The organism is Binatus sp. (SeqCode) (assembly GCF_050013435.1).
Classification (GTDB): domain Bacteria; phylum Desulfobacterota; class Binatia; order Binatales; family Binataceae; genus Binatus.
Map to the genome: position 1 here is coordinate 73993 of NZ_JBEKFG010000005.1, position 8626 is coordinate 82618.

The window sequence follows — 8626 nt, forward strand, 5'->3', positions numbered from 1 at the left end:
TCGAATTCATCCCGCTGCTCAGTGGTAAGCGTGGCGACTCCGCACGAGCGGAAATCCAGATTCTGAAACACCATAGTCAGTGAGACAAGGAGCTTGCAACCGCCAACGGCCGGTACTGGTCCGGTCTGGCCGGTTCGACCCGATGTCAACGCCCGACCGCGACCAGATGTACCACCGTCGCGTGCCTGTGTGTGGCGAATTGCTGATTCTTGGGGAAATCAGCAATTCGCCACACACAGGTCGAACTCGCGCCAATCTGATCGCGCGGCGGCATTGGCAGCGAGCAACGGCGGCGCTAGTTTGCTGACTATGCCAAAGCAGTGGGTACGCGATATTGAGATCTATTATGAAGTGCACGGCAGCGGGCCGCAGACGCTGGTGATGGTCCGCGGCCTCGGCTCGAATCTGTGCGCGTGGTACGAGCAGACCCCGGTGCTCGCGCGTCATTTTCGCACCGTGGTTTTCGACAATCGCGGAGCGGGACGCACCGACAAGCCTGACGCGCCGTACTCGATGCGGCAGATGGCGGCGGACACGGTCGGGCTGATGGACGCGCTCGCGATTGATCGTGCGGCGCTGCTGGGAATCTCGATGGGCGGAATGATCACGCAGGAGTTCGCGCTGAACTATCCGGAGCGGCTGAGCGCGCTGATCCTCGGCTGTACGAATTTCGGCGGACCCACTGTGGTGCAGGCCGAGCCCGAAATTATCTCGGCGGTGATGGCCGGGGCTAACCCGACTCCCGAACAGCGGCGGCTGCAACTCCGCGCGTCGTTCTCGGACGCATCGATCGAAGGCAGACCCGAGTTCCTCGCCCGGGACGAAGAAATGCGCGCGCTCTATCCGATTCCGCCATTCGCATTCATGCGCCAAATGCAGGCGATCACCGGACACGACACCGGAGCGCGACTCGGCGCCATCAAGACTCCCACCATGGTGATGGCGGGGCGCGATGACCTGCTGGTGCCGCCGGTAAATGCGAAAATGCTGGCGGAGAAAATTCCCGGAGCAATTCTCAAGGAGCTGCCGGGCGGACATCTGTTTTTCACCGAGTTTCCGGAGCTGTTCAATCCGCTGGTGATCGAATTTGTGCGATCGCATCCCTGACGCGAGGGCAGATCGTGATGACGATGCGAGAACGAATCTTAATTTATGATTGAACCGCGCCTCCAGCCTGTGTGTGGCGAATTACTGATTTCCCCAGAATCAACAATTCGCCACACACAGGCGATCGCGGTTGCGGTTGCGACGTCTGGAATCGACAGCGGTGCGGCGTTTGCGGCCGTGATCGGACTCCTCATCGAAGTACCTGTCATGATCGGACTGGTCGATGTTTCGCGCTGAGCGCGACGCAGATATTTTCCTACATCGCAGGCCGCAATCGAGGCGGAAGGTAGTCGCAGCGTGAAGAGTGCATAACGCCCGCCGGTAGGTTGGATGCTCATATGAGCATCCGTGGGATCACGGAGCAGGCGCTTGCGTCGTTTATATTTCGATGATACTAGAATTATCGTAGTGAAAGAATTTGTGTCACAACTGAGTGCGCTTGGACAATCCGGCCGGCTGGAGATCTTCCGCCTGCTGGTGCGCGCCGGCCCGGATGGAGCCTGCGTCGATGAGATCAGGCGCCGGGTCAAGATGCCGGGCTCGACCCTGTCTCATCACCTCGACGCGTTGACCCGAAGTGGGCTGCTGACGGCGCGTCGCGCGGGGCGATTCATCTACTACGCAGTCAATTGGCCGAAAGCCGCGAAGTTGATCCAGTTCATGACCGAGGACTGTTGCGCCGGCCTCCCCAAGCGGCTGGGCGCATCGCCGGATCGTACGCAATCCGCTAATCGCCCCTGCCGTAAAATAACGGGCAGGTGTGGAGGCCACGATGAGTAACGAATCGATAAGGGAAAAAGTCAGGGAGGAGTACGCGGAAGTGGCGCGGCGAGCCGCTAACCAGGGCGGCTCATGCTGCGGCGCGGCGGTGCCTGCGGCGAACCCAATCGTGCCCCGGCCGTCTGATCTTTAAGGCGAGGGCGAGATTGCGTCGCTTCCCGCCGAGGCGGTTGCGGCGTGGGCGGGATGCGGAAATCCAACCGCACTCGCCGAGCTGAAGCCCGGCGAAACCGTGCTCGACCTTGGCTCCGGCGGCGGGATCGACGTGCTCCTTTCCGCGCGAAGAGTGGGGCCAACGGGCAAGGTGTACGGGCTCGACATGACCGACGAGATGCTCGCGGTCGCGCGCGATAGCCAGCGCAAAGCGGGCGTCCAGAACGTCGAATTCCTCAAAGGCGAGATCGAGCATATCCCGCTGCCCGATAATTCGGTGGACGTGATCATCTCGAACTGTGTGATCAATCTTTCGGCCGACAAGGATCGCGCGCTGCGCGAAGCGTTCCGGGTGCTGAAACCGGGCGGCCGTTTCGCCGTTTCGGACATCGTGGTGCGCGGCGAGATGCCTGCCGAGATTCGCCGCCGCATCGAGTTGTGGGCCGGATGCATCGCGGGTGCGCTGGAGGAATCGGAATACCAAACGAAGCTCGCTCAGGCGGGATTCGAGCAGATCGAAATTGAACCGACGCGGATCTACACGGCGGCTGATGCGCCGGCATTTCTTGCGGATAATCCAGAGCTTCAGAAATTCGTGCAGGTGGCGGACGGCAAATTCATGAGCGCCTTCGTCCGCGCGCGCAAGCCGGTCGCCGGGAGGAAATCGTGAAATCTATTGGCGGTGTCAAAGTGGCGGATGTCGTCGCGGTCTATAGCAGTGCGCCGGCCGAACTCTTTCGGCTTATGTTCGGGCAGCAGATTCACGTGGGAGGAATGAAGGCGTCGATCGATCTGGCGGATCGCGCGGGAATTGACGCCGGGACGAAGGGGGTCGATCTGTGTTGCTGCAACGGCGCGGACATGCGCTTTCTGGTGCGCTTTCGCAATGTCGCCTCGATGGTCGGCGTCGATGTAACCGAAGCAATCGTCGAGCAGGGGCGGCGGCTGACCCACGAAGAAGGTTTGGACGATAAAATCCGATTCGTACTCGCCGATGCCTGCCAGAGCGGCTTGCCGTCGGCCAGCGCGGATTTCATATGGAGCGAGGATGCGTGGTGCTACGTCCCCGACAAGCCAAAGTTGATCGCGGAGGCGGCGCGCATCGTTCGTTCCGGGGGCGTGATTGCGTTCACCGACTGGGTTGAAGGGCCTGCGGGACTATCCGATTCCGAGGCGCAGGGCTTTCTCAGCTTGATGACGTTCGCCAACATCGAGGACATCGCGGGCTACGCCAAGCTGCTCTCGGCAAACGGCTGCAAGGTGAGCGCCGCCGAACACACCGGGCGGTTCGCGAGCCATGCGGATTTATATCTCAACATGATTGAGATGCAGCTCATGTACGATGCCCTGCGGCCTCTCGGGTTCCGCACCGACCTGCTGGAAACGTTCCTCACGGGGTTCCGTTTCCTCGCTCAGCTGGCGCGCGCCGGCAAGATCGCGCAGGCACGGTTTATCGCACGGCGCATCTAGGCGGCGAGATCGCGAGTGATCCGCGCCGTGCGCAGACAGACTCAGATTAACGAGATTTTCCCATGACCAATGCCCCCGCATTCTCGACGCGCGAACGGCTCACGCTGGAGGGCCGGCTTAATCAGGATTGTTTTTGTATCGATGTTGACCCGGCGCGTGTCTGGCGCGCTGTGGAGCAAACAACGGCGGGTATTATCCCCGGCGAGGTATTGGCCCGAGACCGCGCTCATCTCTTCTCCAACGCGCCTGTCTTCCTCTCGCAGGCGGATCTGATGGCTATGGGCGAGGTCGTGCAGGCCATCGAAGCGCTCGGCCAGTTCAAGCCGTTCCAGGCCGAAGCACTGGCGTGGGCGCCAGAAATCGCAAGGACTGATTTTGGGCCGCGTGGCGCGTTCATGGGCTACGACTTTCACCTGACACCGAACGGACCCAAACTCATCGAGGTAAACACCAACGCTGGTGGAGCCTTCCTGAACGCGATCCTTGCGCAGGCCTGGGTCGCTTGCTGCCCCGAGGTGCAAGCGCTCGCGCCGCAACCGCAGACCGGATTCGAAGACGCGGTCTGGAACATGTTCGAGGCGGAATGGCGCCTCCAACGCCGCGCCGGTCGTCCGCGCACCGTCGCCATCGTCGACGATGCGCCGGAAGGCCAGTTCCTCTATCCGGAGTTCCTGCTGGCACGGGACTTCTTCGAACGGCGCGGCATGCAAGCGGTGATCGCCGATCCGAAGAGTCTGCGGTTTTGGCGGGGCCGGCTCATGCTCGGCGAGCAACCGATCGATCTCGTTTACAATCGGCTGGTGGACTTCGCGTTCGAAAGCCCGGCGGTCGGATCGCTACGGGAGGCCTATCTGGCCGATGCGGTGGTCGTGACGCCTAACCCGCGCAACCACGCGCTACTGGCGGACAAGCGCAATCTGGCCCTGTTGTCCGATCCTGCGTGGCTCGAAGCGCTCGGCGTCGAACAAGGACTGCGCGGCACGCTCGCGCGCCTCCCGCGCGCCAGGCTTGTCACGCCCGACAACGCCGCGGCGCTCTGGACCGAGCGCAAATCGCTCTTCTTCAAGCCGGCAGCGGGCCATGCCGGCAAGGCCGTCTACCGCGGAGACAAGCTCACACGAACCGTCTGGGCGGACATCTTGCAGAATGATTACGTCGCCCAGGCCTTCGCCGCCCCGAGCGAGCGGCGGGTTAAAGTCGAGGGCGATCCGCAGGTCCGCAAGATGGATGTGCGACTCTACACTTATGCAGGCGCAACGATCCTGGCGCCGGCGCGGCTGTACCAGGGGCAAACCACCAACTTCCGCACGCCAGGCGGGGGATTCGCCCCGGTCATCATCCTTGGCGGACCTGCGGTCAGCGCCTAGTAGTTTGCGATCCAATCGGTACAGTGATTCGCAAAAAAGCCGATCCGGCCAATTCGCCACACACAGGCGCTGGAGGATGATTGCAAGTAGCCCGGGAGGCGCTCGTTCCTAACGACAACGACAGTGAAACCTTTTGTCGGCATAACCTAAGCAGGAGTTCACCGCGCAGATGGATTCCGCACTTCCTCGCAGGCGGCCATGAACCAGACATCCGATCCGGCCCGGCTCTATACGGATAGAAGCCAAAGCTACGTTCGCTTCGTCCGCTTCGTAGGCTACCCGCAGGGACTTCGGGCCTACTTCCTGGCGTCGCCGCTCCTACGGTCCGGTCTCCGCGTTCTTGATGCAGGCTGTGGCACCGGAATCGTCACCCTCGCGCTACGAGAGGCTCTGCTCCAGCGTGGTTTCCATCCTGGACCCCTGCAAGGCTTCGATCTCACTCCGGCGATGCTCGACCGCTTCCGTCAGACCCTTCACACGCGGGAGATCGAGGGCATCGACGTTGTGCAGGCCGATGTCCTCCGACTGGATAGACTGCCGGGAGCCTGGAACCACTACGACCTCATCGTCTCCGCGTCCATGCTGGAACACCTTCCACAGGATCGGCTAGTTGACGCGCTGGCTGGCTTGCGTGGACTTCTGAACCACGAAGCGAGTTTCGTGGTCTTCATCACCCGTCGCAACTGGCTCACGCGGCCACTCATCGGCCGATGGTGGGAGGCGAACCTTTACGAGGCGGCGGAGCTGGAGGAATGCTTCCGTCGCGCGGGCTTCTCGAACATCGGATTTCGGAAGTTCCCGATCGGATTCCGCTACCTCGCTCTGTGGGGCCATATTGTTGAGGCGCGCCGCTGAACGGACAGGTATTTGAACCGGATCACTGACTTTACGCCGCAATGCTGAGATATTCTCGATCTGCGGCCAAAGAGATCGCTTGGAGACCTTACGGACCAGGACGTTGATCTGTCGGGGTAGGACCTGTGCCTGCCGAAAACTTCATTCGGCGTGACGTGCGGACCCGTGTGTGCTGACGAAAGAGGCGATGGGTTATTCGGTAGCCACAGGTTACGGGTCGATGCGCTTGAACGGGTTTGCAATGCCGGTCGAGGCGCCGAAAGGAGGATGGCATGGGCAAATACCAAGAGCCTGGACACTTGGTCCAGCAGCCCGAGCGAATTACGCGGCGACAGATTCTTGCAGGTGCGCTCGCTAGCGTCGGCGGCTTGACGGCCACGGCATGTCGCCGATCCTCGTTGACTGCAGGGCAGGAAGCGCCCTTTGATCCAACGAAAGTTCAAGGTCTCCCACCCGGCGATGCGGCGGGCCGCCGTTCACCGTTTGTTAGACTGACTCGCGAAGCCGGCTGGACGTTTTGGTCCTACACGCCGCTGGGTAACATCGACGGGATCATCACTCCGTCTGATCTTCATTACGAGGTCCATCACGCTGGCGCGCCGGTCGTGGATCCAAATCGATGGACTCTCACGATCCATGGAATGGTCGAACGGCCGATCGTCCTCAACCTCAACGACTTACGGAAATACCCGTCCCTTAGCCGGATTGTCTTCCTGGAGTGCTCTGGGAACAGTCCATTCGCCTGGCGCAGTGCCTCCAGTCCGGAGGATACCGCTCAGAATCTCGTCGGGCTGACAAGCTGCAGCTTGTGGACGGGCGTCGCAGTTTCGACTCTGCTGCGGGAGGTCGGCGTGAGGCCGGGGGCCAAATGGGCGTTGGCCGAAGGCTCGGATGCGGCTGTGATGACACGCAGCATTCCGATCGACAAGCTCATGTCCGACGCGATGGTCGCGTACGGTCAGAACGGCGAGCCGCTGCGGATCGCCCAGGGATTCCCGGCCCGGCTTCTGCTCCCCGGTTGGGAAGGAAACACGAATGTCAAATGGCTCCGCCGTCTTGAGTTGGCCGACGCGCCGTTCATGCATAAGGAAGAGACCGGATCCTACACCGATCCCATGCCTGACGGTAAGGTGCGTCAATTCACTTTCGTCATCGAGGCGCGGTCGATCATCACGTCTCCGTCGGGCGGGCAGACATTGCAAGGTTCGGGGTTCTGCGAAATCCGCGGCCTTGCCTGGTCCGGGCGCGGGCGCATCAAACGCGTCGAGGTGAGCACGGATGGCGGCGGGGCTTGGCTTCCAGCAACACTCGATGAGCCAGTCCTGCCGATGGCGCACACGCGATTTCGGTTCCCGTGGAAGTGGGACGGAAGGGAAGTCGTCATCGAGAGCCGCGCGATCGATGAGACAGGCTACGTCCAGCCGACGCGAGCGCAGCTCGTAAAGGTTCGAGGGACCCGGTCCATCTACCACTTCAATGGCATCCAGCCTTGGAGGGTGAGCCGCGATGGCAAGGTCACGAACCCCAATGCATAAGCTGGTGCGCAGGCTTGCTCTTCTGGCCGGCGCCGTCCTGCTCGCAGCCTTCTCGGCGCATGCCGGTGACCAGGGTCGGCTGGAAATCGGCCGGCCTGCGACGACCGAGGAGTTGGCTCGGTATGCCGCATTCTCCGTCCGACCCGACGGTAACGGTCTTCCCGCAGGACGAGGAACCGCCGTCGAAGGCAAGGGCGTGTACACCAAAACGTGCGCAAAGTGCCACGGGCCTACCGGGAAGGAAGGCGGTAAGACCGGAAACCGTCCGACACCACCACTCGTTGACACGCGCCCCTTCAAAGTGGGGCTGACAAATGCGACGGTCGGCAACTACTGGCCCTATTCGACAACGATCTGGGATTACATCCATCGTGCGATGCCGTTCGATCACCCGGGGACGCTTAGCGATGATGAGATCTATGCGGTCACGGCGTATCTACTGTACGCGAACGGACTAATCGGCGAACGCGACGTTGTGGACGCGCATTCGTTACCGAAGGTGCGGATGCCGAATCGCGACGCCTTCGTACCCGATCCACGCCCGGATGTTCCGTGAGACGGTCGCTACTAAAAATTCGTTCTGAACCGGAATTCGAACGGCTGCGAGAATTGCTATCAAATTGATGCGCATAAATGAGACGGGCTGCGATCTGAACGACAAGCGGATTACCTATGTGTGGCGAATTGCTGATTCTGGGGAAATCAGTAATTCGCCACACACAGGCATGAAGGACCCAAGCATTCTATTTTTCACCGTAGCGAAGCAAGTTGACATCGACATCGTCGCTGCGGGACATGTCGTCTGGACGCAAGAGCCGGCCCGACGTTCCAACAAGTAAGGGTGGTCATCTCAGTTGCTCTGTGGCCCTGATAATGGCTGAGGGAGCCTTCGTATTCCTGCGTCTTATATGGACCCAGCCCCAGGCGAAAGCCGATTGTCGAGTGGAAGGTGAATCCTGTGGCACCTCAAACCCTGTGTCTAGTTCGATTCCTACTCCCTCCGCCCCTGAGTGAAAAACCGAGCCATCATCGGACCCGGAATTCGGAGCGGACCAAGGATCGAAGTCTCTTCCACCCCGCCCCGAAAAACACGCCTCCCCGCCCCGGAACCATCGGCGCGGTGCCCGTGCAAGCGGCGTCGGGGCGGCGGCGTGGCGCGATCACGCGGGAGGGCAAAAGGCGCCTGTTACTGGCGATGAAGAAGCGCTGGGCCGAGCGCAGGAAGAAACGCTCCTAGGGAACCTCTGCACAAGTCGATCGATATAGGTAGATCGATATAGGTAGAATGAAGTTGATCGATGGATGGGTGCGGAGGTGGAGTGATGAGTGAGCAGCGGACGTTCGCTTCGATGGCTTGGA

The 8626-nt window shown here is 61.1% G+C and carries 7 protein-coding genes and 2 pseudogenes; all 9 read left to right on the forward strand.

The window, feature by feature from the left end:
• Positions 1–309: 309 nt before the first annotated feature.
• The 9 genes and pseudogenes from ABSB13_RS01965 (at position 310) to ABSB13_RS02005 (ending at position 7823) form a co-directional block, all read left to right on the forward strand.
• Positions 310–1107: an alpha/beta fold hydrolase gene (locus ABSB13_RS01965; RefSeq protein ID WP_428105062.1), complete on the forward strand. Its 798-nt coding sequence runs from the start codon at positions 310–312 to the stop codon at positions 1105–1107.
• A 120-nt stretch (positions 1108–1227) separates the two neighbouring features.
• Positions 1228–1344 (forward strand): annotated as a pseudogene (locus ABSB13_RS01970) (arsenical-resistance protein); the annotation flags it as partial.
• A gap of 171 nt (positions 1345–1515) precedes the next feature.
• A complete protein-coding gene (locus tag ABSB13_RS01975) occupies positions 1516–1887 on the forward strand; it encodes an ArsR/SmtB family transcription factor (protein ID WP_428105063.1) in 372 nt (123 codons plus the stop codon).
• Positions 1880–2710, forward strand: a pseudogene (locus ABSB13_RS01980) (arsenite methyltransferase). The gene ABSB13_RS01975 and the pseudogene ABSB13_RS01980 overlap by 8 nt, the downstream one beginning before the upstream one ends.
• The gene (locus ABSB13_RS01985) at positions 2707–3510 is read left to right on the forward strand and encodes a class I SAM-dependent methyltransferase (RefSeq protein WP_428105065.1); all 804 of its coding nucleotides are present in this window, start codon (positions 2707–2709) and stop codon (positions 3508–3510) included. Before ABSB13_RS01980 ends, ABSB13_RS01985 begins: the two are co-directional and overlap by 4 nt.
• Before the next feature lie 62 nt (positions 3511–3572).
• Complete coding sequence (locus ABSB13_RS01990) at positions 3573–4877, forward strand: hypothetical protein (RefSeq protein ID WP_428105067.1); 1305 nt, start codon at positions 3573–3575, stop codon at positions 4875–4877.
• A gap of 198 nt (positions 4878–5075) precedes the next feature.
• Positions 5076–5732 (forward strand): class I SAM-dependent DNA methyltransferase, encoded by a 657-nt coding sequence (locus ABSB13_RS01995; protein ID WP_428105069.1) that lies wholly within the window; start codon positions 5076–5078, stop codon positions 5730–5732.
• 272 nt (positions 5733–6004) lie between these two features.
• The gene (soxC, locus tag ABSB13_RS02000) at positions 6005–7267 is read left to right on the forward strand and encodes a sulfite dehydrogenase (RefSeq protein WP_428105071.1); all 1263 of its coding nucleotides are present in this window, start codon (positions 6005–6007) and stop codon (positions 7265–7267) included.
• Positions 7239–7823 (forward strand): c-type cytochrome, encoded by a 585-nt coding sequence (locus ABSB13_RS02005; protein ID WP_428105073.1) that lies wholly within the window; start codon positions 7239–7241, stop codon positions 7821–7823. The genes soxC and ABSB13_RS02005 overlap by 29 nt, the downstream gene beginning before the upstream one ends.
• Positions 7824–8626 lie beyond the last annotated feature (803 nt).

Bases quoted from the DNA above. Each gene is read 5' to 3' on its own strand.
- ABSB13_RS01965 (WP_428105062.1), top strand. From the start codon at position 310: ATGCCAAAGCAGTGGGTACGCGATATTGAGATCTATTATGAAGTGCAC.
- ABSB13_RS01990 (WP_428105067.1), top strand. From the start codon at position 3,573: ATGACCAATGCCCCCGCATTCTCGACGCGCGAACGGCTCACGCTGGAG.
- ABSB13_RS01995 (WP_428105069.1), top strand. From the start codon at position 5,076: ATGAACCAGACATCCGATCCGGCCCGGCTCTATACGGATAGAAGCCAA.
- soxC (WP_428105071.1), top strand. From the start codon at position 6,005: ATGGGCAAATACCAAGAGCCTGGACACTTGGTCCAGCAGCCCGAGCGA.
- ABSB13_RS02005 (WP_428105073.1), top strand. From the start codon at position 7,239: ATGGCAAGGTCACGAACCCCAATGCATAAGCTGGTGCGCAGGCTTGCT.